A 21898-nucleotide genomic window follows, 5' to 3' on the forward strand; every position below is an offset into this window, starting at 1 on the left:
GTAACCTCGCCTCGTGTCCACCGAGAAGGTCGAGCGCCTCCTGACCCTGCTCCAGGTGCTGCTCGACGCCCGGACGCCGATCACGGCCCGGGAGATCCGGGCCCGGGTGCCGGGGTACAGCACCGACCCGGTGGCCTTCCGCCGCGCCTTCGAGCGCGACAAGTCCGAGCTCGGGGACCTCCTGGGCCACCCCATCAGGGCCGAGCCGGTCAGGGGCGCCGAGCCGCCCCTGGACGGGTACCGGCTCCGGCCCGAGGACGCCTACCTGCGGGACCCGGGCCTCACCTCCGAGGAGCGCCGGGCCGTCGCCGTCGCGGCGTCGGCGGTGCGGCTCTCGGGCGTCGACCCCCGTCGCGCCACGGCCAAGGTGGGGGCCGACGAGGCCCCGACCGCCGTCTCCGAGGCCGGCGCCGGTGGTGGTGTCGGTGGTGGTGTCGGTGGTGGTGTCGGCCTCGGTGTCGGCGCGCCCCGCACCGAGCTGCCCGCCGACGAGGCGGTCGTCACCTTGTTCCAGGCGGTGGTCGAGCGCCGGACGGCCACGTTCACCTACCGGGGCGAGGTGCGGGTCGTCCACCCGCTCCGGCTCCGCTTCGCCCGGGGCCGCTGGTACCTGAGCGCGTTCGACACCGGGCGCGACGCCGAGCGCCTCTTCCGCCTCGACCGCATGGACGGCGCCGTCGCCGTCGGCGACCGCGACGCCTTCCCGCCTCGCGTCCGGGGGCCGGTGGACGACCAGCTCGACGAGCCGTGGGCGCTGGGCGACGGCCCGGCGCAGGAGGTCCGCGTGCGCGTCGCCCCGGGCCGGGCCGAGGCGGCCCGTCGGGCCGCGCCGCGGGCCCGGGTCGAGACCGAGGCGGACGGCTCGATCGTCCTGGCCCTGGACGTGCGGATGGTGCCGGCGCTGCGGAGCTTCGTCCTCGGGTTCGGCGCCGATGCCGAGGTCCTGTCGCCACCGGCGATGCGGGCCGACATCGTGGAGTGGCTCACGGCCATCGCCGGGCGGGGCCGATGACGCCGGCTCCCCGCATCACCGCCGCCGGGCGGATGAACCGCGTCCTGTCGGCGCTGCTGTGGATCGCCGAGCACGACGGACCGACCCTGGCCGAGGCGGCACGCCGGTTCGGTGTCGGCGAGGCCACGCTGCTGGCCGACCTCGAGCTGGCCACCATGATCGGCGCCGACAGCGACGAGTACCTCGAGATGCCGGTCGAGATGTACGTGGAGGGGGACCGGGTCTTCGTCCACCTGCACGCCTTCGATCGGCCCCTGCGCCTCACCCCCGCCGAGGCGCTGGCGCTCATCGTCGCCGGCGTGGCCGGCGGGGGCGGCGGAGGCGCGCCGGGAGAGCCCGACCCGGCCCTGACCCGGGCCGTGGGGAAGCTGGCCGACCTCCTCGGGATCGACGTGGACGACCAGCTCGACATCGACCTCGGCCTGGGCGACGCCGACGTCGTCCGTGCCCTCCAGCAGGCGGTGGACCAGCGCCGGGCGGTGGAGATCGAGCACGTCAAGGCCGAGAGCGACGCGCCCACCCGCCGGGTCGTCGAGCCGTGGACCCTCTTCCGCGACCAGGGGGCGTGGTACCTCAACGGCTACTGCCGGGTCGCGGTGGGCGAGCGGTCGTTCCGCGTCGATCGGATCCTGTCGGCCCGGGTGCTCGACGAGGTCGTCGACCCGCCCGCCGACCCCCCGACGGCCTCGGCGCTGCGGCCCGACGCCGACGCCCCGCGCCTGGTGCTGGACCTGGAGCCGGGCGCCCGGTGGGTGGTCGAGAACCATCCGTGCGAGGCGGTGGAGGAGAGGGCCGGCGGGAGGCTTCGGGTCACCCTGGCGGTGGTGTCGCCGCCGTGGGCCGAGCGTCTGCTGCTGCGCCTCGGCCCCGACGCCACGGTGGTCTCGGCCGACCCCCCGCTGGGCCCCGCCGACCCGGGCCCGGCCGCGGCCCGGAGGGTGCTGGCGCGCTACGGGATCGGGGCAGGCGAGGAGTAGCGTGCCGCGTCGTGACCCCGGCTGACGACGCGCCCGACCCCGAGACCGGGGGGCGCGGCGAGACGGACGGGGGGGTCGGGACCTCCGACGTCGCCACCGAGGCGGCGCCGGCGGCCGCCACGCTCGCCCCGGAGGCCGCTGACGAGGCCGGGGGCCCTGGGGGCGACGAGGGCGGCGACGACGGCGGCGAGCCTGGTGACGGCGGCGCTGGCCGCCCTGACGATGATGCGGACGCGGCCCGACGTCGACGCATCCGGTCGCTGGTCGAGTGGGTCGCGGTGATCGCCGGGGCGGTCGTGATCGCCCTGGTCGTCCGGACCTTCCTCTTCACCACCTTCTGGATCCCGTCGGGCTCGATGGAGCCGACCCTGATGGGGGAGGGCCGCCGGGACCGGGTCGTGGTCAACCGGCTGGCCTACCAGTGGGGCGACCCCGAGCGGGGCGACATCATCGTGTTCGACGTACCCGATGGGGAGCCGAGCATCTCGGTGGACGGCCAGCGGGTCAACGACCTGATCAAGCGGGTCATCGGTCTCCCGGGTGAGACCGTCGAGCTGCGCGACGGAGACGTCTACATCGACGGCGAGAAGCTCGACGAGCCGTACCTCCCCGATGGCACCCGCACCGAGCCGGCCGACCCGTCGCGCGACACCTTCGTCGTGCCCGACGACGCCGTGTTCGTCATGGGTGACAACCGGGGCTCGTCGCGCGACGCGCGCTACTGGCAGCACCCCTGGGTCCCCGAGGACGACATCGTCGGCAAGGCGTTCATCCGCATCTGGCCGCTGTCGGAGTTCGGGGGGATCTAGCCGCCGTCCGGCGGGTCGACGTTCGAGGCCGCCATCGGGTGAGGCCGGTCCGTCGGAGGGCGATTCGCTGGCGATTCGACGTCCGACACGGCGGTCGCACTGCGGGGGCGGTCGTCTCGGGGTCGTACCCCCCTGCGATGATCGTCCACCGCGACGGCGACGTCATCGCCCACCCCACCCCGTCGAGGCCGCCTCAGGGGGCGACGGCGCGAGCGAGGGCGTCGGACATCCGGTCGGTGTGATCGCTGAACAGGGCATCGATGCCCATGTCGAACAGACCCTCGAGCACCCGGACGTGCTGGGCGTCCCAGGCCCAGGCCCGGATCCCGAACCGGTGGTAGAGGGCCACCAGCCCGCCGGACCAGTCGGTGTGGTGCAGGTTCACGGCGTCGATGCCCCGCTCGCGCAGCTGGGCGGCGTGGCGCTCGGGACCCTGGCCCAGCCGCTTGAGCCGGGTCGAGTCGACCAGCCGCACCTGCGGGGCCAGCTCCCGCCAGGCGACGAGCAGGTCGTGGTCGTCGTGGCAGAGCCACACCCGGGACAGCAGCGTGGGGTCGTCCGCGCCCAGGGCGTCGAGCAGGGGAGCGGCCGCCGCCGGATCCTTGACGTCGACCGACAGGTGGAGGTCGTCGCCCAGCAGCCCCACCAGCACGGCGGCGTCGGGGACGTGCTCGGGCAGCTCGGCCCGGGGCACCTCCCGCATGGGCCGCCGCCGCGGCCGCCGACCCACGACCCCGTCGTGGTCGAGGACCGCCACCCCGTCCGCCGTGACCCAGACGTCGGTCTCCAGGCCGGTGGCCCCCAGCTTGCGGGCCAGGGCGAAGGCCTCGACGGTGTTCTCGGGGGCATGGGCCCGCGCCCCACGGTGGGCGAAGGCGAGGGGAGGGTGGTCCAGCGACGCGAGCCGGGTGGGCATCGGTCCATCTTGCCCCGACCACCGGCTGAGCGTCGCTGTCCCGGACGCACCACCGTCCGTGAAGCCCGCTCGCGGCTCTCAACTCCGACCCGCGGCGGCCGATGGCCTCTTCGTCACGAGAGCGGGCCAGGAACGTCCTGGTCATCCTGGAGGAGACGCATGGCGACCATCCGAGCTACGTGCGCCGACTGCGGCGACGTGGAGATGACCAGCGACGACGTGATCGTGCGGGTCTGCGTCGACAACGGTCAGGGCGCCTACGCCTTCCGGTGCCCCGAGTGCACCATGGCCGTGTCGAAGCCGGCCGACAACCGGGTGATCGAGCTGCTCATCGCCTCCGGCGTGCGCCTCGACCGCTGGCACCTGCCGGCCGAGCTCGACGAGGTCCGGGCGGGCGAGCCCATCGACCACGACGACCTGCTCGACTTCCACCGCCTGCTGACCGACGAGGGCCGGCTCACCGCCGAGATGGGCCGCCTGGTCGACGGCTGACCGGCCGCGGCGGGGGACCCGGAGGGGAGCGCCGGTGACCTACTCTGACATCGTGATGTGGCTGTGGGTCGCCGCCCTGCTCGGCACCCTCGTCGCCTTCGCCTGCGCCTGGCGGGCCATCACCCGAGCCGACCTCGCCGTCGCCCGGGTGCGCACCGGCGCCACCACCACCGCCCACGCCGTCACCACCGCCCACGCCGAGCTCGAGGGGGCCACCCGGGCCGCCGCCGGCGAGCGGGTCCGACTCCACACCAGGGTCGCCGAGCTCTCCCCCGAGGCCTGAACGGGGGCTCGGGCCGACACGGGCCCCGGCCGAGCCGCAGGATCCCCGCCCGTCGATGGGCGGTGCGGGGGCTTCGGTAGGGTTGGGCCATGTTCAACATCGGCGGTGGGGAGATGCTCGTCATCTTCCTGCTGGCGCTCCTCGTGCTCGGCCCCGAGCGCCTCCCCAAGGCCATGGGCCAGGTGGGTCGCGCCGTCGCCCAGATGCGGAAGCTCTCGAGCGGGTTCCAGGACGAGATCCGCCGGGCCATGGACCCCATGGACGCCCCCTTCCGGCCCGGCGAGCAGACCCTGAGCGGCCCGGTGCCCTCGGTCACCGACGAGGTCCGGGTCGTCTCCGCCGGCACCGACGAGCCGGCCCCGACCGCCGCGCCCACCGATCCCCCCGCACCCGTCGAGCCCGCCACCGAGCCGGAGGACCGCCTCACCCCGGACGGTCCCTCGGACCTCCTGGTCAAGCCCCCGGTGGCCGACCACCCCGACGATCCCGCCGCCCCCATCGCCGTCGAGCCCGAGACCGACGCCCTCGTGGTCGAGCCCGACCCCGCCCCCCGGGGCACCGTGACCCCGCTCCGCCCCCGCCTCGACGAGGGCGACGGCGGCGACCGGGCCACCGGCTGACCGGCGCCGCACCGTGGACCGCCGAGCCCCCCAGGGGGACGATCGATGAGCGCCGAGGCCGCCCCGACCACGGGGGCCCAGACGGGTCACATGACCCTGATGGAGCACATCGCCGAGCTCCGCACGCGCATCGTCCGGGTGATCATCGCCCTCGGCATCGCCGCCATCGTCGCCTGGTTCCTGTACCAGCCGATCCTCGACCTCCTGCTCGGCCCGCTGCGGGACACCGCCCCCGACCGCGACCTGCAGCAGGCGCTGATCACCACCGAGCCCCTCCAGCCCTTCCAGACCCGCCTCAAGATCACCACCTACACGGCGATCGCCCTGGCCATGCCGGTGATCCTCTGGCAGATCTGGCGCTTCGTGGCCCCCGGGCTCTACGAGAACGAGCGCAAGTACGGCCTCGCCTTCATCACCGTGGGGACGGCGCTGTTCGCCAGCGGGGCCGCCATCGCCTTCTGGACCATGCCCAAGGCGCTCGAGTTCCTGCAGACGATCGGTGGCGAGGAGAACTTCACCCAGTTCTACACACCGACCAGCTACCTGCGGCTGATCGTGTACATGATGCTGGCCTTCGGCATCGGCTTCGAGTTCCCCCTGATCGTGACGACCCTCAACCTGGTCGGGGCGGTCACCACCGACACCCTGCGCCGGGTGCGGCGCTACGTCGTGGTGGTCGTGGCCGTGTTCGTGGCCGTCGCCACCCCCTCGGGCGACCCGATCAGCATGCTGGCCCTCACGGTGCCGATGTGCCTGCTCTACGAGGTGTCGATCGTCATCGGGCGGATCCGGGACCGGCGGCACCGCCGGGCGGGGGAGTCGGTGTCGGCGTCGCCGTCGTGACGGGCCCGGTGTTCACCCTCGACCGGTTCCAGGTCGAGGCGGCCGCCGCCGTCGACGAGGGTGCCTCGGTGCTGGTCTCGGCCCCGACGGGGTCGGGGAAGACGGTGGTCGCCGACCACGCCGTCGACCGGGCCCTGGCCCAGGGCCTGAAGGCCTTCTACACCACCCCCATCAAGGCCCTGTCGAACCAGAAGCACGCCGACCTCCGCGCCCGGCTGGGCGCCGACCGGGTGGGTCTGATCACCGGTGACACCACCATCAACGCCGACGCCCAGGTGGTCGTGATGACCACCGAGGTGCTGCGCAACATGCTCTACGCCCGGTCCCCGGCCCTCGAGGGCCTGGGCGTGGTGGTGCTCGACGAGGTCCACTACCTCCAGGACCGGTACCGGGGCCCGGTGTGGGAGGAGGTCATCATCCACCTGCCCCGCGGGGTGCAGATCGTCGCCCTGTCGGCCACGGTGTCGAACGCCGACGAGCTGGCCGGGTGGATCGACGCCGTGCGCGGCCGCACCGTCTCGATCGTCGAGACCGAGCGCCCGGTCGAGCTCGTCAGCCTGTACGCCGCCCACGACCGGGCCACCCGCCAGCTGGTCGTGGTCCCGGTGGCCGTCGACGGCGAGCCCAACCCCTTCGGCCCCCGGCTCGACCCCGAGCCCGCCGACCCGCGCCGCGACCGCCGGGACCGGGCCCGCAAGCGCTACGCCACACCCCGCCGGGTGGAGGTCGTCGAGCACCTGGCCGACGAGGAGCTGCTCCCCGCCATCGTGTTCGTCTTCAGCCGCAAGGGCTGCGACGACGCCGCCCGCACCCTGCTGGAGAGCGGGATCGTGCTCACCGACCCGTCCGAGCGGCGCCGCATCCGGGCCCTGGCCGCCGCCCACACCGCCGGGCTCTCCGACGCCGACCTCGACGTGCTCGACCACGCCCGCTGGCTGGCCGCCCTCGAGGCCGGCATCGCCGCCCACCACGCCGGGATGGTCCCGCCGTTCAAGGAGGCGGTCGAGGCCTGCTTCGTGCAGGGCCTGGTCAAGGTGGTGTTCGCCACCGAGACCCTCGCCCTCGGCATCAACATGCCGGCGAGGTCGGTCGTGATCGAGGCCCTGTCGAAGTTCACCGGCGAGCAGCACGAGATGCTGACGCCGGGGGAGTACACCCAGCTCACCGGGCGGGCGGGGCGGCGCGGCCTCGACGACGAGGGTCGGGCCCTGGTGCTGTGGAGCCCCTTCACCCGGTTCCAGGAGGTCGCCGACCTGGTCCTCAGCCGGCGCTTCGAGCTCCGGTCCCGCTTCCGGCCCACCTACAACATGGCCGCCAACCTGGTCCGCCGGCATGACATCGAGGAGGCCCGCAAGCTCCTCGACCGGTCGTTCGCCCAGTACCAGTCCGACCACGGCGTCGTGCGGCTGCGCGCGCGCCGCGAGGCCCGGGCCGAGACCCTCGCCCGGCTCGAGGGCGAGGCCCGGTGCGAGCGCGGCGACGTCGAGGAGTACCGGCGCCTGCGTCGGGCCGACGACGAGGACCGCCACCAGGCGGTGTCGCGGCGCGACGTGCTCAGCTCGCTCGCCCGCCTCCGACCCGGGGACGTGGTGTGGATGGGCCGCAACCGGGTCGCCGTGCTCTCGGTCGGCTGGCGGGGCCCCGAGCGGGGCCGGCTCCACGTCGTGGACGAGACCGGACGGGCCCGCACCGTGAGCAGCAGCGACGTCGACGAGGTCCTCCACCGGGTCGGGGAGATCGAGCTGCCGGTGCCCTACGCCCCGTCGAACCGGGCCTTCCAGCACGACGTCGGCCGCTCCCTCGCCCAGGTGCGGGGCATGCGGCGACGCAACCGGGGCGGGCGCACGCCGGCCCCGTCGGCTCCCCACCACCCGGTGGCGGACTGCCCCGACGCCGACCGCCACCTCCGGTCCCTGGCCCACGCCGCCCGCGTCCGCAGCGAGCTGGCCGACCTGGACCGCCGCATCGCCTCGTCGAAGGGCAGCCTGACCCGCGAGCTGGACCGGGTCGTCGAGGTGCTCGAGGCCCGGGGGATGGTGGCCGACTGGGAGCTCACGGCCCGGGGCGCCCTCCTGGTCCGGGTGTTCCACGAGTGCGACCTGCTGATCGCCGACTGCCTCGCCGCCGGCCTCCTCGACGGCCTGGGCCCGGCGGAGGTGGCGGCGGTGGCGTCGTGCTTCACCTACGAGCACCGCAGCAAGGTCCCGCCCCCGGCCCCGTGGTACCCGACCCGGGCCCTGCGCCAGCGGGTCGAGGCCGTGCTCGACCGGGCCGAGGAGCTGCGGTCGGTCGAGCTGGCCGCCGGGCTGCCCGGGACCCGCCCCCCGGACCCGACGTTCCTCCCCCTGGCCCACGCCTGGGCGTCCGGGCGCGAGCTCGACACCGTGCTCGACGACGAGGAGATGTCGGGCGGCGACTTCGTCCGCAACGTCCGCCAGCTGATCGACCTGCTGCGCCAGCTGGGCGACGCCGCCCTCGACCCGGCGACCCGGAGCGCGGCCCGCGCCGCCTCCGACGCCCTCCACCGGGGGGTCGTGGCGGCCTCGACCGTCACCCGCGCGGTCGGCGGGTCGGAGTCACCCGTGGCCCCGGCGCCGCCGGCCCGGTGACGGTCGAGAAGGGGGTCGACTGGGGCGGGGCCCTCCCCGCGCCCGAGGACATCGTGGTGGTGGCGACCGACGCCGAGGCCCGCGCCGCCATCGCCGGGCCGTGGCGCGCCGGGCGGCCCCTGCCCGCCGTCGGGCTCCTCGGCGGGGACCTGTGCCGGACCCTCGGAGGCCGGGGCGGCGACGGCGACCGCCTCCGCCGGGACGGGACCGGGGCCACCGTCGACCTCGGCGTGGCGACCCTCGACGGCGAGCGGCACGTGTTCGTCGCCCACCTCGTCGCCCGGCGCTCGTGGTGGCGGGGGCGGGTCGTGGCGATCATGAACGCCCAGTTCCTCGGGGCCTGGGACGTCGCCCCCCGCGCCCACCCGGGCGACGGCCGCCTCGACGTCGTCGACGCCGACCTGGTCCTGGGGGACCGGTGGAAGGCCCGGACCCGGCTCCCGTCGGGCACCCACGTGCCCCACCCCGGCATCGCCCAGACCCGCACCGCCCGGTGGACCACCACCTTCGCCCGGCCCACCCCGGTCCGGCTCGACGGAGAGGTGGTCGCCACCGCCCGCACCCTCGAGGTCACCGTCGAGCCCGACGCCCTGCAGGTCGTGGTCTGACCGGCCCGGCCCGGTCCGGTGGCCCGGCCCGGGTCGCCGGGCCGGGCCCACCGGTAGCCTGCGCCGGGTGACCGACCCCCACGACGTCAAGGCCCGGATCGAGGCGGAGGTCGACCGGCTGGCCGACACCCTCCTCGAGGTCTCCCACTCGATCCACGCCCACCCCGAGGTGCTCTTCGAGGAGCGCCACGCCCACGACGTCCTCACCCGGGTGCTGGAGGACGAGGGCCTGGCCGTCGAGCGCAGCGCCTACGGGCTCGAGACCGGCTTCGCCGCCCGGGCCGGGACCGAGGGGCCGCTGGTGGCGGTGTGCTGCGAGTACGACGCCCTGCCCGGCATCGGCCACGCCTGCGGCCACAACGTCATCGCCGCCGCCGGGCTGGGGGCGGGGCTGGCCGCGGCCACGGTCGCCGCCGACCTCGGCGGGCGGGTCCTGATCCTGGGCACGCCGGGGGAGGAGGGCGGTGGCGGCAAGCAGCTCATGATGGACGCCGGCGCCCTCGAGGGCGTGGAGGCAGCCGTGATGGTCCACCCCGCCGGGGTGGACCTGCGGTCCATGGACACCTTGGCCATCCAGCGGGCGACGGTGACCTACACCGGGCACGCCGCCCACGCCTCGGCCGCCCCCGAGAAGGGCCGCAACGCCCTCGACGCCATGGTCCTCGGCTACGTGAACGTGGCCGCCCTGCGCCAGCACATCAGCCCGTCGGAGCGGGTCCACGGCATCTTCCTGGAGGCCGGCCAGGCGGCGAACATCGTCCCCGCCCGCACCGTCGCCCAGTGGTACGTCCGCTCGCCGGGCCGGGACGGCCTCGCCGTGCTCCGCGAGCGGGTCGAGGCCTGCCTGCAGGCGGGGGCCACGGCGGCCGGCTGCGAGATGGACGTCGACTGGTACGAGCCCGCCTACGACGAGCTGGTCGGCCTGGACACCTTCGACGAGCTCTACGCCGCCAACGCCGCCCGGGTCGGGCGCACGCCCGGCCGCGCCGGCGACGAGGGGGTGCCGACGGTGCTGGGGTCGACCGACATGGGCAACATCAGCCAGGTGGTGCCCTCCATCCACCCGATGATCGCCGTGTCCCCGCCGGACGTCGCCATCCACACCGAGGCCTTCGTCGGGTTCGCCGGCGGCCCCGAGGGCGACGCCGCCGTGCTCGACGGGGCCAAGGCGCTGGCCTGCACCATGGCCGACCTGTGGCTCGACCCCGACGCCCTGCCCCGCATCCGCGAGGAGTTCGCCCGCCGCACCGGCTGACCCGAGCGGCCCTCGCGCGCTCCGTGGTCCGCTCCGGACGGGGAGGGACCCCGTAGAGTCGCCCGCTGTGACGGTCTACGTGCCGGAGGAGTACACGCCGGACGAGGCCGACGTCCTCCGCCGGTACTTCACCAACCTCGACGGGCCCGTCTTCGCCCTCGTCAACCTGCCCGAGGTGGTCAAGGGGGCCCTGTTCGCCCGGTACTCGCGCTCGCCCAAGAGCCTGCGCCGCCTCTTCCTCGACGAGTTCGTGGGCGAGCTCGACATCAGCGGCGACGTCACCATCGACGCCACCGTCGGCCTCCGGCGGGCCGAGGAGCTCTACGACCGGGTGTTCTTCGAGTACGGCGACGACTCGGTGGCCCAGCTGGGCGGCGTCCACCTGGCCTGCGAGCAGGCCTCGAACCTGCTCACCAAGGTCCTGGAGTGGGGCCGGCTCATGGCCTACCTCGAGCAGTCGACCCGCTACATCGCCTACGACAGCCGCCTGGGCGGACGCTTCCGCTACATGCGCGACCCCGACATCCTGGGCTCGCCCCTCGGCACCCGCTACGTCGGGGACATGGACCGCCTTTTCGACAGCTACGCCGCCCTGGTGCCCCGGCTCCAGGACTTCTTCCGCGAGCGCTTCCCCAAGACCCCGGGCGACTCCGACCTCGTCTACCGCCAGGCCGTCCGGGCCAAGGCATTCGACTCCCTCCGGGGCATCCTGCCGGCGGCGGCGCTGTCGAACGTCGGGATCTACGGCACCGGGCAGGGCTACGAGCAGCTCCTGCTCCGCATGCGCTCGCACCCGCTGCCCGAGGCCCGCCGCTACGCCGACCTCATGCTCACCGAGCTCCGGAAGGTGATCCCGTCGTTCCTGAAGCGGGTCGACCTCGACGACCGGGGCGTGGCCTGGAGCACCTACCTGGCCAGCACCCGGGTCGCCACCGAGGAGCTGGCCGCCCGCTTCTTCCCGGAGGACGAGCCGGCCGACGACGTGGCCGGCGTGACCCTGACCAGCTTCGACCCCGACGCGGAGGTCCGGCTGGTGACGGCGATGCTCTACCCGTCGACGCACCTCCCCGAGAGCCAGGTCGAGCGCCGGGTGCGGGACATGACCACGGCCGAGCGCATCGAGGTGATGCGGGCCTACGTCGGGGACCGGGCCAACCGTCGGCACAAGCCGGGCCGGGCCCTGGAGCGGCTGGGGTACCGCTTCGACGTCCTGGCCGACTACGGCGCGTTCCGCGACCTCCAGCGCCACCGCATGCTGACCATCGAGTGGCAGACCCTCAGCCCCCGGCACGGCTACACCCGGCCCGAGGCGGTCGACCTGGCCGGCCACACCGCCGAGTTCGACGAGGCCATGGACCGCTCGGCCGCCCTCCACGACGCCCTCGTCGACCGGTTCCCGGCCCAGGCCCCCTACGCCGTGTGCCTGGCCTACAAGGTCCGCTTCGCCATGCAGCTCAACGCCCGGGAGGCGATGCACATGCTCGAGCTGCGCAGCACGCCCCAGGGCCACCCCGCCTACCGGGTCGTGGCCCAGGACATGCACCGCCTGATCGCGACCGAGGCGGGCCACCCCGCCGTCGCCGAGCTGATGCGGTGGGTCGACCACAGCCCCGAACCGGCCCTCGAGCGACTGGACGCGGAGCGTCGCACCGAGGCCCGTCGTCAGACCCGCTAGGGGCGCGCGTCTGTTCTGACCAGGGCTGATCCCTCGGGGAACGCCCGCGCGTCGCCACGCTTCGTGGTTGTGGATCGGCGGCGCCGGGACGCTGCGGCGTGGGCCTCAAGAGGGGCTTCACACGTCCGACGAGTCAAGGGTACGGTGCGTCACCGTACGACCACCGGGGGGGATGACCCGGAGGACGACACCATGACCACTCGCACCCGAGCCCGCCGCCGCTGGTTGTTGCCCATCGCCCTGCTGCCGGCCGTGGTGGCGCTCGCCGTCACGACCCCCGCCGGGTCGGCGGCCGGGGCCCCGGCGTCCCCACCGCCGGCGCGGGTCGCGCCGGCCGCCGCGCCGGTCCCCGAGGTGGTGGCCCCCGCCCCGGTCGAGCACGCCACCGGGGCCACCCACGTGGTCCGCCCGGGGGAGACCCTCTCGCACATCGCCGTCCGCTACGGCGTCAGCACCGCCGCCCTCGCCGCCGCCAACGGCCTGCCCGACCCCGACCTCGTTCGCGATGGCACCACCCTGACGATCCCCGGTGCCGGTGCCGGTGCCGGTGCCGGGGCCGGTGCGGCGCCGGCCGCCGGGGCCCCTGCGGGGCCCGTCGCCGCCGGAGACCTGCCGGCGCGGCTGCAGGCGTCGCCGACCCGGATGGCGTACATCCCGCGCTTCGACCACTGGGCCGCGGCCAACGGCATCCCCGCCGACCTGCTCAAGGCCATGACCTGGCTGGAGTCGGGCTGGCAGCAGGGCCGGGTCTCGTCGACCGGCGCCGTCGGGATCGGCCAGCTCATGCCCGACACCGTCGACCACATGGAGATGCTGATCGGCCGGGACCTCGACCCGAACTCGGCCGAGGACAACATCCGGATGTCGGCCCGCTACCTGCGGCTCCTCCTCGGCCGGTACGGCACCGCCGAGGGCGCCCTGGCCGCCTACTACCAGGGCGCGGCCTCGGTGGACGCCAACGGCACCTTCGCCGAGACCGACCAGTACGTGGCCAACGTGCTCGCCCTCGTCGCCCGGTTCTGACCGGGACCCCGCCCGGGGGAGCGGAGGCGTACCGGGAGGAACCCACGGGCTCGCGGCGAACCCCCCTGTGGCGACGGTCACCGACCGTCGCGGCAGCACGCGACGCACGAGGAGACACGGCCGGTGGAGCCGATCATCCAGCTCAGGGGGGTCACGAAGTCGTTCGGCTCCCACACGGTGCTGGAGGACATCAGCTTCGACATCCCCCGCAACCGGATCAGCGCCATCATGGGCCCGTCCGGCACCGGCAAGTCCGTCCTCCTCAAGAACATCATCGGGCTGCTCCGCCCCGACCGCGGTGAGATCTGGATCGACGGCGAGGAGACGGTCCGGATGCGCGAGCGCGACCTGTACCGGGTGCGCCGCAAGTTCGGCGTGCTGTTCCAGGACGGGGCCCTCTTCGGCTCGCTGAACCTGTACGACAACATCGCCTTCCCGCTGCGCGAGCACACCCGCAAGAGCGAGGGCGAGATCCGCCGCATCACCATGGAGAAGGCCTCCCTGGTCGGGCTGGTCGACCACCTCCGCAAGTTCCCGGGGGAGGTGTCGGGCGGGATGAAGAAGCGGGCCGGCCTGGCCCGGGCGCTGGCCATGGACCCCGAGATCGTCTTCTTCGACGAGCCCGACTCGGGCCTCGACCCGGTGCGGGTCGCCTACCTCGACGAGCTGGTGCGGAAGATCCAGGAGGACACCCACGCCACCTTCATCATCATCACCCACAACATCCCGTCGGTGATGCGGACGGCGGACTACGTCGCCGTCCTGTTCCGGTCGGGCCTGGTCCGGTTCGCCTCGACGCAGGACATGATCACCTGCGACGACCCCATCATCCGTCAGTTCATGGCCGGCCGGGCCGGGGGCCCGATCGGCATGGACGAGCTGGCCAACGAGCGCACCGACGTCGAGCTCGAGCTGATCGAGCGGGCCGACCAGCGCACGGCCGAGCGGCGGGAGCAGTCCGAGATGGAACGGGCCCACCAGGTGATGCAGGTCTGATGGCGGTCGCGCTCACCAAGAGGCCCCGGCGGGTGCCCGGCACCGAGAAGGTGCGGGCCTTCCTGGCCGAGGTGGGCGCCATGTCGGCGGTCGGCATCGAGGCGGTGCGCTCGACCGTCCGGCGGCCCTGGCCGGTGGCCGAGTTCCTCGACCAGTGCTGGTTCGTGGCCAAGGTGACCACCGCCCCGGTGATCCTCATCTCCATCCCGTTCGGGATGGTCATCTCGCTCCAGGTCGGCTCGCTGATCAAGCAGCTGGGCGCCGAGGCGCACCTCGGGTCGGCGCTCGTGCTCGCCGTCGTGCGCGAGCAGGCCCCCATCGCCTGCGCCCTGCTGATCGCCGGGGCCGGGGGTTCGGCCATGTGCGCTGACATCGGGGCCCGTCGGATCCGCGACGAGATCTCCGCCATGGAGGTCATGTCGATCAACCCCATCCAACGCCTGGTGATGCCGCGCGTCCTGGCCGCCACGGTGATCGCCGTCCTCCTCGACGCCGTCGTGAGCGCCGCCGGCCTGGCGGGCGGCTGGTTCTTCGCGACCCAGGTCCTCGACGTCAGCTCGTCGAGCTTCTTCGCCTCGTTCAACGAGCTCAGCCAGCTGCCCGACCTCTACATGGCCCTCCTGAAGGCGGGGGTGTTCGGGTTCATCGCCGGCGTGGTCGCTTGCCACAAGGGCCTGTCGTGCAAGGGCGGTCCCAAGGGCGTGGGCGACGCCGTCAACCAGGCGGTGGTGATCACCTTCGTCCTGCTGTTCTTCGTGAACTTCGTGCTGACGGCCGTGTACTTCAACTTCGTCCCCCAGAAGGTCTGACATGGCGGCGACGACGGTCACGGCGAGGGTCGAGCGGGCGGCGTCGAAGCCCATCGGGGCCGTCTTCGGCGCCCTCGCCCTGCTCTACGACATGGTCGTCTTCTCCGGCCAGGTCGTGCGCAAGCTGCCCCGGGCCCTGAAGCACCGCAAGGTGATCGCCACCCTGATCTCCGACATGACGATCGGCGCCGGCGCCGTGGTCGTGGGCGGCGGGATGATCATCGTGATCTTCTTCCTGGCCTTCTTCACCGGCACCGAGGTCGGCCTCCAGGGCTTCACCGCCCTCGAGCAGATCGGCGCCGAGGCCTTCTCGGGCGTCATCTCCTCGGTCGGCAACACCCGCGAGATCACCCCGCTGATCGCCGGGGTGGGGTTGGCCGCCCAGGTCGGCGCCGGCTTCACCGCCCAGCTGGGGTCGATGCGGATCTCCGACGAGATCGACGCCCTCGAGGTCATGAGCGTCGACTCGATGGTGTACCTGGTGTGCACCCGGGTGTGGGCCGCCCTGGTGACGATGGTGCCGCTCTACCTGATCGCCCTGTTCTCCAGCTTCCTCGCCACGAAGCTGATCGTGACCCGGTTCTTCACCCTATCGCCCGGCGTCTACGACCACTACTTCCAGCTTTTCCTGCCGCCGATCGACATCTTCTACAGCTTCGTCAAGGCGATCGTCTTCGCCGTGGTGGTGACCCTGATCCACTGCTGGTACGGCTTCTACGCCACCGGCGGCCCCGCCGGGGTGGGGCGGGCGGCGGGCCGGGCCATCCGGGCCTCGATCATGGCCGTCACCATCTTGAACCTGGTGCTCTCGCTGATCTTCTACGGCGACCAGGACACCGCCCGCATCGTGGGGTTCATCGTCCTGTGAGCCGGCCCCCGTCGATCTCGAAGGGCCACCGGTCCGTGGCGGCCATCGCCGTGGCCTGCCTGATGATCGGGGGCGTCACGGTGGGGGTGCGGGCGTCCTACGGCCTCTTCGACGACACCGTCGAGGTGGCCGGGACCTTCCCCCGGGCCGGGCAGTCGCTGAACAAGGGGAGCGACGTCCTGTACCGGGGCGTCCCGGTCGGGGAGGTGCGCCGCATCGAGCTGGTGGGCCAGGACGTCCGCATCACCCTCGCCCTCGAGCCCGACGCCGAGATCCCCACCGACGTCGAGGCCGTCGTCGCCCCCAAGACGTTGTTCGGGGAGAAGTCGGTGGAGCTCCGGGGCGGCACGACCGGCGGCGACACCCTCGAGGCGGGCGACGAGCTCATCCACACCCGGGCCGGGACCGAGGTCGAGGAGCTGATCGCCGCCGCCGACCCCGTCCTGCGGGGGATCGACACCACCGAGCTGGCCGGCCTGATGACCGAGCTGACCCAGGTCCTCCAGGGCCACGGACGCCGCTTCAACGCCGCCCTGGAGCCGACGGTGGCCGCCGCCGGGCTGTTCGAGGAGACCCTCGACGCCCAGCTCCGGCTGCTCGAGTCGTCGGCCGCCTTCGCCGAGCAGATCCGCGACATCGGCCCCGGGCTCAACGGCGTCGCCGCCAACCTCGACGTGCTGCTGCCCACCCTGAACCAGGCCCGGGGCGACTTCGTCCGCTTCCTGCGCACGCTGCGCCCACTGGCCGACAACCTGGCCGAGATCCTGGTCACCGTCCGCCCCGACATCGACCGGCTGCTCACCGGCGGGGTCAACATCAGCCGGCTGCTGATCGCCCGCGAGGACGAGCTGGCCGACACCGTGAACGGCCTGGCCGTCTACCTCCAGACGCTGGCCGAGGGGGTCTCCCGCGAGACCTTCGACGACGGCACCAAGGCGGCCTTCTTCAAGGTGTTCGTCGTGCTGGACGACCTCAACGCCATGCTCTGCGCCCTGGTGAACCCGGGGGTCGACCTCCCGCCGGAGCTGGCCGGTGTCCTCGACCAGCTGAGCGAGGGCCTGGTCACCGGCACCGGCATGGTGGACTGCGACGCCCCGTACGGGGGCGACGAGGGCTCGCCGCCGGTGCCGACGCCGGCCGAGGGCGGATCCGGGGTCCCGTCGATCGAGGACCTGGCCCAGCCCTACTACCAGGGGGCGGCCACGCCCGACCCGTCGACGGCCACCGGCGGGCTGGACACCATCGTCGAGGGGGCCCTGCCGGCCCCCGGTGCGGGGGAGGCCGGATGACGTTCCTCACCCGCCTCCGTCGCTCGCTCGCCGGCCCCCCGGGGCGGGCCCTCCTGAAGCTGGCCGTCTACTCGGCGGTGTGCATCGCCGTCCTCGGCGCCCTCATCAGCGCCATCGGCAACCGCCCGATCTTCGGCTCGGGGACCACCTACGAGGCCGTCCTGCCCGACGCCACGGGCCTGTTCGCCAACGACGCCGTCAAGGTCGCCGGCGTCCAGGTCGGCCACGTCACCGGGATCGAGGTCGAGCGGGGGATGGCGGTGGTGTCGTTCTCGCTGGAGCGGGACCTCGGGCTGACCACCACGACCCGCACGGGCATCCGGTGGCGGAACGTCCTGGGCCAGAAGTACCTGTACCTGTACCCCGACGACGGCGGCGAGACGATCGAGGAGGGCGACCGGCTCCCGCCCGAGAACGCCGTCGGCTCGGCCGAGGTGGGCGCCCTGCTCAACGCCGTCGCCCCCGTGCTGCGCGCCATCGACCCGGCCAAGGCCAACCTGTTCATCCGGACGCTGAACGACGCCCTGGCCGGCAACGAGGAGCGGGTCCGGGACCTGCTCACCAACACCGCCACCCTGAGCCGCGACGTGAGCGCGTCGGACGAGCAGATCGGCACCCTGATCGAGGACCTCGACACGGTGGTCGGGGCGGTGGCCGAGCGCGACCGCGACATCGAGGACCTGATCGGGAACGTGGGGAGCGTCAGCGACTCGCTGGCGGCGCGCGCCGGGGACCTGGAGGACCTGGTGCTCGGGCTGGTCGAGGTCCAGACCCACCTGAACGACCTGCTGGAGCAGCGCGAGGGTGACATCGAGGGCGTGATCGGCGACCTCGACACCATCGCCGGGACCCTCGCCCAGCACCGCGACGACCTGGAGGAGGGGCTGGCCACCTTCCCGGCCGGCCTGGCGCCGTACCACCGCATCTCGGCCTACGGCCAGTGGTTCCAGGTGCGGCTCACGGTGACGTGCCTGGCGAACCAGGCCACCTGCACCCACGAGAGCGTGGCCACCGACGCCCTCGGCAGCGTGCAACCGCCCGCCCCCGCCGGGGGGGCCGGCCTCCTGGACTCGGTGTTCGGGTTCGCCTCCCAGGGGGTGCCGGCGCCGTGATCCGGGTGAGGTCGTTCACCGAGCGCAACCCGGTCGTCATCGGCGCCGTGGTCGTGACCCTCATCGCCGCCTTCACCGGGGCCGCCCTGATGCTGAACAGCGGCGTCCTGGCCGATCGCTACACCGTCCGGGCCCGGTTCTCCGACAGCGCCGGCATCACCCCCGGCTCCCACGTCAAGGTGGCCGGGATCACGTCCGGTGCGGTCGAGTCGGTCCGCCAGGAGGGCACCGAGGTCGAGGTCGTCCTGGGCGTCGACGCCGGCATCGAGCTCCCCGCCGACACCCGGGCGGACATCGTGGTCGACACCCTGCTGGGGTCGAAGTCGGTGCGCCTCGTCCCGGGCGACGAGTGGGACGACCTGCTGCAGGAGGACGCCGTCATCACCGACACCAGCACGCCCACCGAGGCGCTCGACCTGCAGAACATCGGCACCCCGCTCCTCGAGGAGACCGACGGCGAGGCCATCGACAGCCTGATCGACACGGTCCTGCGGATCACCGAGGGCAAGCGGGACGACGTGGCCGACATCCTCGACGGGCTCGAGGACCTGGCCGTGACGATCAACGCCCGGGAGCAGGAGGCGCGCGACCTGATCGACGCCACCCGCACCCTCACGGCGACGCTCGACGCCCGCGACGAGGAGCTGCTGGACGCCGTCGACGACCTCAACGTCGTGGTGGAGACGCTGGTCCGCCGGCGGGCCGAGCTGGTCGAGCTGCTGCGCCAGACCTCGGAGGCCGCGACCCGCATCTCCGACCTGGTCGAGGAGAACCAGCCCGCCCTCGACCGCATCCTCGACGAGCTCCACGCCGACCTGGAGATCGTGGGCCGCCACCAGGTCGACCTGGCCCAGTCCGTGGCCCTGGTGTCGAGTGCCATCCAGGGCTTCGCCTCGGTCGGCTACTCCGGTCCCGACGAGGTGTCCCACCCGTGGGCCAACCTCTACACCCAGCTGCTGGGCCCCGTCGGACCGGACATCCTCCTCGGCTCCTGCGGCGCCATCGACACCGCCCTCGACCTGGCCCTGGGACCCGACCCGGTCGTCGACTGCGACGACCGCACCGGGCCGTTGCCCGGCAGCCCCGGCCCCGGCCAGCCCGGATCGGGCGGCTCCGGCGGGGGCTCCACGGAGGCCGAGAGCGACTCGACCGGGCTGCTCGGCATCTACGGCCCGGCCCTGGCCGCGACCCCGGAGGCGGGCGGATGAGCCCGCGCCGCGCCCTCTCCGTCGTGCTGGTCGTGGTGACCGTCCTGTCGGCCTCGGCGTGCAGCGTCTTCGGCGACCGCTCCCACGGCTACGAGCTGACCGCCCGCTTCGATCGGGCCGTGGGCCTGTACCCGGGGAGCAAGGTCCGGGTCATCGGGATCGACGTGGGCCGGGTGGTCTCCGTCGAGCCCGAGGGCGACGGCGTCACCGTCACCTTGGACATCGAGGACGACCAGGACCTGCCGGCCGACGCCACCGCCACGATCGTCCCCCTCAGCCTGCTGGGGGAGCGCTACGTCCAGATCGGGCCCGCCTACACCGGTGGTCCCACGCTCGAGCCCGGCGCCGAGATCACCGACACCCGGGTCCCGGCCGAGTTCGACGAGCTGCTCCGCGGCCTCCAGGACCTCACCGGGGCCATCGACCCGGACGCGGCGTCGGAGCTGGTCACCGAGATGGCCACGCTCCTCGACGGCCAGGGCGAGGAGATCGCCTCGCTGCTGGAGGAGGGCGCCGGGGCGGTGGAGGTCGTGGCCGACAAGGCCACCGAGATCGGCGACATCGTCGAGTCGATCGCCGGGCTCAGCGAGGCCCTCAAGGACCGCACCGGGTCCGTCGAGGAGCTGCTGCGCAACTACAACCTGCTGGCCGAGGTGCTGGTGGCGAACCGCGACGACCTCGACGCCACCATCACCCAGCTGGACCGGGCCGTGGTCGCCCTCACCGGGCTGCTGGAGCGCCACGGCCAGGAGCTGCCCGCCGACGTCGAGGTGCTGGCCCAGGCGGGCAGCACCCTCGAGATCAACATCGACCGGCTGCAGGCCACCCTCTCGGACACGGTGCGGCTCTTCGAGGCGGCCGAGCGGGCCTACAGCCCCGAGCGCCGCACCCTGCGGGTCAACAACCAGCTCAACTCGTCGCTCACCCAGGACCTCATCGCGTCCCGCCTGCGGGACCGGCTGGCGGGCATCTGCCGCCGCCTGGGCCTGGCCGAGTGCAGCGACCCCACCTCGGACTTCTTCGCCGGCATCACCGAGCTGCTGCCCGGGCTGCTCGACCCCGAGGCGCTGGCGGCGCGCCACGGCGAGCCGGCCCCGACGACCGCCCCGCCGCCGTCGACGAGCGCCCCCGCCGCCGACCAGCCCCCGGCCACCGTGCCACCGGTCACCCTGCCCCCGCCGCCCGACCTCGACGAGCTGCTCCAACAGGTCCTGGACCGGATCGGCAGCCTCCTCGACGACGCCCAGCGGGACGTCCTGGCCGGCCTCGACGCCGGGCTGCTCGAGGCCATCCCCCGCCTCCGGGACCACCAGCTCGCCGCCCTCACCCGCCTCCGCCCCGAGCAGCTGGCCCAGCTCCAGGGCGTCGACCCGACGCAGCTGGGGGCGGCGATCGACGCCCTCCTCGCCCAGGACCCGGCGGCCCAGCTCGACCCGCTGCTGCCGGGGGCCGGCGGGACCGTGGACGGCCTGGTGGACGACCTGCTCAGCGCCCTCAGCGGGGAGGGGGGCCGATGAGGCGGCCGGTCGTCGGCCGGGTCGCGGCCGCCCTGGCCGTGGTGGCCGTCGCCCTCGCCGGCTGCTCGCGCGGCGACGACGGCCGCATCCAGGCGACCGCCGTGTTCGACGACGTGGCCGACCTGACCACCGGCGCGCCGGTGCAGATGTCCGACGTCCGCATCGGGCAGGTGACGAGCATCGAGCTGACCGACGACCACCGGGTGGAGGTGCGGGTCGCGGTCGACGAGGACGTCGCCGTCCCGGCCGAGGTCCAGGCCCGCCTCCGGCGCACGAGCGCCCTGGGCGAGAAGTTCGTCGAGCTCCGACCGCTGACCGACGACGAGGACGCGGCGCGGCTGGCCGACGGGGCGACCATCGACCAGGCCGTGGTCGTGCCCGACGTCGAGGACCTCGTGTCCTCGGGCACCGAGCTGTTCACCTCGATCAGCGCCTCGCAGCTGGCCGTGATCATCGAGGAGAGCGCCAACTCCGTCGAGGGGCGGGGACCCGACCTGGCGCTCCTCCTGACCCGCCTGGAGACCATCACCGAGGGCTACGCCGCCCGCACCGACACCATCACCCAGCTGATCGCCGACATCGGCCAGCTGGCGAGCGACGTCAGCCCCGAGGCCGAGGCCCACGCCGAGGCCCTGTCCCACCTGGCCGAGACGACCGAGATCCTCGACGAGACCTCGGCCGACTTCCTCGCCACCGTCCGCTCGCTGACCGCCCTGGCCGTCGAGGGGGCCGACCTCCTCGTCACCCACTTCGACCGCATCGACCTGGGGCTGCGGGCCCTGCGCTCGGCGACCCGCGCCGTCGCCACCGAGCAGGCCGCCCTGGCCCGGGTCCTCCAGTTCCTGCCCGAGCACAACACCCGGGTGCCCACGATCCTGCAGGGCGACTTCGGCCAGGTCATCGGGGACATCATCATCTGCGGCCTCCCCGGCGGCGGCGAGATCGACGGCGACCGGCTCAACGACTGCGACTGACCG

21 protein-coding genes are annotated in these 21898 nt (G+C 73.8%); 20 read left to right on the forward strand and 1 reads right to left on the reverse strand.

Annotation, left to right across the window (positions count from 1 at the left end):
• Positions 1-13 precede the first annotated feature (13 nt).
• Genes HC251_RS11045 through lepB form a run of 3 tightly spaced genes read left to right on the forward strand, consistent with a single transcriptional unit; the run spans position 14 to position 2798 of the window.
• Positions 14-1012: a YafY family protein gene (locus HC251_RS11045; RefSeq protein ID WP_219945336.1), complete on the forward strand. Its 999-nt coding sequence runs from the start codon at positions 14-16 to the stop codon at positions 1010-1012.
• The gene (locus HC251_RS11050) at positions 1009-1989 is read left to right on the forward strand and encodes a YafY family protein (RefSeq protein ID WP_219945337.1); all 981 of its coding nucleotides are present in this window, start codon (positions 1009-1011) and stop codon (positions 1987-1989) included. The genes HC251_RS11045 and HC251_RS11050 overlap by 4 nt, the downstream gene beginning before the upstream one ends.
• Before the next feature lie 11 nt (positions 1990-2000).
• Positions 2001-2798, forward strand: coding sequence for a signal peptidase I (gene lepB / locus HC251_RS11055; RefSeq protein ID WP_219945338.1), 798 nt, complete (start codon positions 2001-2003; stop codon positions 2796-2798).
• A 193-nt stretch (positions 2799-2991) separates the two neighbouring features.
• Here the strand turns inward: lepB and HC251_RS11060 are convergent, their stop codons facing one another.
• Positions 2992-3714 (reverse strand): glycerophosphodiester phosphodiesterase, encoded by a 723-nt coding sequence (locus HC251_RS11060; protein WP_219945339.1) that lies wholly within the window; start codon positions 3712-3714, stop codon positions 2992-2994.
• A 159-nt stretch (positions 3715-3873) separates the two neighbouring features.
• Between HC251_RS11060 and HC251_RS11065 the strand changes: the two genes are divergently transcribed.
• From HC251_RS11065 to HC251_RS11145, 17 genes are all read left to right on the forward strand, one after another.
• On the forward strand, positions 3874-4206 hold the full coding sequence (locus HC251_RS11065) for a hypothetical protein (protein WP_219945340.1): 333 nt from the start codon (positions 3874-3876) through the stop codon (positions 4204-4206).
• Positions 4207-4240: 34 nt separating this feature from the next.
• The gene (locus HC251_RS11070) at positions 4241-4489 is read left to right on the forward strand and encodes a hypothetical protein (RefSeq protein ID WP_219945341.1); all 249 of its coding nucleotides are present in this window, start codon (positions 4241-4243) and stop codon (positions 4487-4489) included.
• Between the two features lie 89 nt (positions 4490-4578).
• Positions 4579-5109, forward strand: a complete 531-nt coding sequence (tatB, locus tag HC251_RS11075; RefSeq protein WP_219945342.1) for a Sec-independent protein translocase protein TatB — start codon at positions 4579-4581, stop codon at positions 5107-5109.
• A 45-nt stretch (positions 5110-5154) separates the two neighbouring features.
• Positions 5155-5952, forward strand: a complete 798-nt coding sequence (gene tatC / locus HC251_RS11080; RefSeq protein WP_219945343.1) for a twin-arginine translocase subunit TatC — start codon at positions 5155-5157, stop codon at positions 5950-5952.
• Positions 5949-8561, forward strand: coding sequence for an RNA helicase (locus tag HC251_RS11085; RefSeq protein WP_219945344.1), 2613 nt, complete (start codon positions 5949-5951; stop codon positions 8559-8561). The genes tatC and HC251_RS11085 overlap by 4 nt, the downstream gene beginning before the upstream one ends.
• A complete protein-coding gene (locus HC251_RS11090; RefSeq protein WP_219945345.1) occupies positions 8558-9169 on the forward strand; it encodes a hypothetical protein in 612 nt (203 codons plus the stop codon). Before HC251_RS11085 ends, HC251_RS11090 begins: the two co-directional genes overlap by 4 nt.
• Positions 9170-9236: 67 nt before the next feature.
• The gene (locus HC251_RS11095) at positions 9237-10424 is read left to right on the forward strand and encodes a M20 family metallopeptidase (protein ID WP_219945346.1); all 1188 of its coding nucleotides are present in this window, start codon (positions 9237-9239) and stop codon (positions 10422-10424) included.
• A gap of 67 nt (positions 10425-10491) precedes the next feature.
• Entirely contained in the window at positions 10492-12099 is a 1608-nt protein-coding gene (locus tag HC251_RS11100) for an FAD-dependent thymidylate synthase (protein ID WP_219945347.1), read from the forward strand.
• 192 nt (positions 12100-12291) lie between these two features.
• Complete coding sequence (locus tag HC251_RS11105) at positions 12292-13122, forward strand: transglycosylase SLT domain-containing protein (protein WP_219945348.1); 831 nt, start codon at positions 12292-12294, stop codon at positions 13120-13122.
• A 123-nt stretch (positions 13123-13245) separates the two neighbouring features.
• On the forward strand, positions 13246-14118 hold the full coding sequence (locus HC251_RS11110) for an ABC transporter ATP-binding protein (RefSeq protein ID WP_219945349.1): 873 nt from the start codon (positions 13246-13248) through the stop codon (positions 14116-14118).
• On the forward strand, positions 14118-14927 hold the full coding sequence (locus tag HC251_RS11115) for an ABC transporter permease (RefSeq protein WP_219945350.1): 810 nt from the start codon (positions 14118-14120) through the stop codon (positions 14925-14927). Before HC251_RS11110 ends, HC251_RS11115 begins: the two co-directional genes overlap by 1 nt.
• Before the next feature lies 1 nt (position 14928).
• A complete protein-coding gene (locus HC251_RS11120; RefSeq protein ID WP_219945351.1) occupies positions 14929-15795 on the forward strand; it encodes an ABC transporter permease in 867 nt (288 codons plus the stop codon).
• Entirely contained in the window at positions 15792-17084 is a 1293-nt protein-coding gene (locus tag HC251_RS11125; RefSeq protein ID WP_219945352.1) for an MlaD family protein, read from the forward strand. Before HC251_RS11120 ends, HC251_RS11125 begins: the two co-directional genes overlap by 4 nt.
• Positions 17081-18196: an MCE family protein gene (locus HC251_RS11130; protein WP_219945353.1), complete on the forward strand. Its 1116-nt coding sequence runs from the start codon at positions 17081-17083 to the stop codon at positions 18194-18196. The genes HC251_RS11125 and HC251_RS11130 overlap by 4 nt, the downstream gene beginning before the upstream one ends.
• 5 nt (positions 18197-18201) lie before the next feature.
• Entirely contained in the window at positions 18202-19404 is a 1203-nt protein-coding gene (locus HC251_RS11135; RefSeq protein WP_219945354.1) for an MlaD family protein, read from the forward strand.
• Positions 19401-20921 (forward strand): MCE family protein, encoded by a 1521-nt coding sequence (locus HC251_RS11140; protein WP_219945355.1) that lies wholly within the window; start codon positions 19401-19403, stop codon positions 20919-20921. Before HC251_RS11135 ends, HC251_RS11140 begins: the two co-directional genes overlap by 4 nt.
• The gene (locus HC251_RS11145; protein ID WP_219945356.1) at positions 20918-21895 is read left to right on the forward strand and encodes an MlaD family protein; all 978 of its coding nucleotides are present in this window, start codon (positions 20918-20920) and stop codon (positions 21893-21895) included. Before HC251_RS11140 ends, HC251_RS11145 begins: the two co-directional genes overlap by 4 nt.
• Positions 21896-21898: the final 3 nt, after the last annotated feature.

It is taken from the genome of Iamia sp. SCSIO 61187 (genome assembly GCF_019443745.1).
In the GTDB taxonomy this organism is placed as follows: Bacteria; Actinomycetota; Acidimicrobiia; order Acidimicrobiales; family Iamiaceae; genus Iamia.